Origin of the sequence: Vibrio sp. 10N.286.46.A8 (assembly GCF_041470165.1) — a bacterium.
Classification (GTDB): domain Bacteria; phylum Pseudomonadota; class Gammaproteobacteria; order Enterobacterales; family Vibrionaceae; genus Vibrio; species Vibrio tasmaniensis_A.
Genome location: NZ_JBFRLX010000406.1, coordinates 1 through 1,277, shown reverse-complemented (window position 1 = coordinate 1,277; position 1,277 = coordinate 1). Strand labels below are relative to the sequence as shown.

The following is a 1,277-nucleotide window of genomic DNA, read 5'->3' as shown; positions in this document are numbered from 1 at the left end:
AACTAAATGAGTCGCGACTTATAGGTAGAAACGAGCACCAATAGTCCACTTGTCGTCAGTTTTTCTGTTGTCTGCATCGTTTAGATCAAACTGATAGCCAGTGTAGCCAACAACATTACTCGTAAAGTTGTATTCCGCTTGTAGAGCTAGCTCTTCACGGTCAGTTTGTGTTGCCGCGCCTTTCGTCGCTTCGCCTTCAACAACTTCGTAGTTAACGCTTAAGTTTAAGCTGTTCGCTAAAGCGTAAGCCGCTAGCAATTCATATGCATCACTTTCTTCAAGGCCTACGTTCATGTTTTCGTTTGAAGCGTAGATACCTGCTAGGTATAAACCTGAGCCGTAAGAACCGTATGCAGCAGAAACTAGGTGAGATTCAGCCGTCTTAGAAACACCACCCTCTTTGAAGTCACCAGTGTTGAAGGCATAACCCAATTTAACACCAGCGATTGAGTAACCAAGAGTCGCTTGAATACGGTCATCGTAAGACACCGTTGAACGAGTAGTAACAACAACACCACCAAGAACGTTTTCAGTGTCAGTCGTTACGTCATTGCTGCCCTGCCAACCTAGACCAAAGCTAAGCTCACCCGCTTCACCAAAATCAAATCCGTTGCGGTAACTTGCCATTTTGTCTGCACGACCAGTACCTAGAGCACCGTGGTTGTCGTATAAGAAATCGTTCGCGAAAGCGATCGGCATATCAGTAGCTGAAGCTACATCGTAGTATGGCGCCCACTGCGTACCTGCAACAGCACGACCTAGCTCATCATGAGTTAAACCTACGTAACCAAGACGAGTAGTAAACGATTCGTCACCACCGTTTAGGTAATTAAGCGCCCATTCGCCTTTAGCGTCAGCTGTGAAGCCATTGCCTAATTCTTGCGTAGCATTAAAGTTGATGCGTGGTGAGTTTGTACCAACATCCGTATCGCCTTTCTCTGAACCATTCAGGTTTACAGAAACGTGACCACCAACAGAGAAGGCTGTACCGTCTTCGTTATAAAGCTCTACCGCAACTGCCTGTGTACCAAATACTGCACCAGAAATTGCTAGCGCTAAAAGTTTCTTATTCATTGTCATATCCATTTGTAACTGGGAGAGTGATTCCATAACAACCTCGTGCTTACGGAGAGGTTGTTACCTGCATTTAACAAGTGGGAAGACACTAATATACGACTGACAAAAAAGTTGCATTAAAATATATAAAATAAAAAAAATCACGCTATAAAAATAAAAAAAAACCATTAAAAACAAATCATTAATAACAAACCGTAAGC

Annotated in this window: 1 protein-coding gene; it reads right to left on the bottom strand. The window is 43.3% G+C overall.

Annotated features, from left to right (window positions below; genetic code table 11):
• Positions 1 to 18: 18 nt before the first annotated feature.
• Positions 19 to 1,074 (bottom strand): porin, encoded by a 1,056-nt coding sequence (locus AB4232_RS22720; RefSeq protein WP_017097026.1) that lies wholly within the window; start codon positions 1,072 to 1,074, stop codon positions 19 to 21.
• Between the last annotated feature and the right edge of the window lie 203 nt (positions 1,075 to 1,277).

Coding starts and splice junctions, on each gene's coding strand:
- AB4232_RS22720 (WP_017097026.1), bottom strand. CDS start 1,074: ATGAATAAGAAACTTTTAGCGCTAGCAATTTCTGGTGCAGTATTTGGT.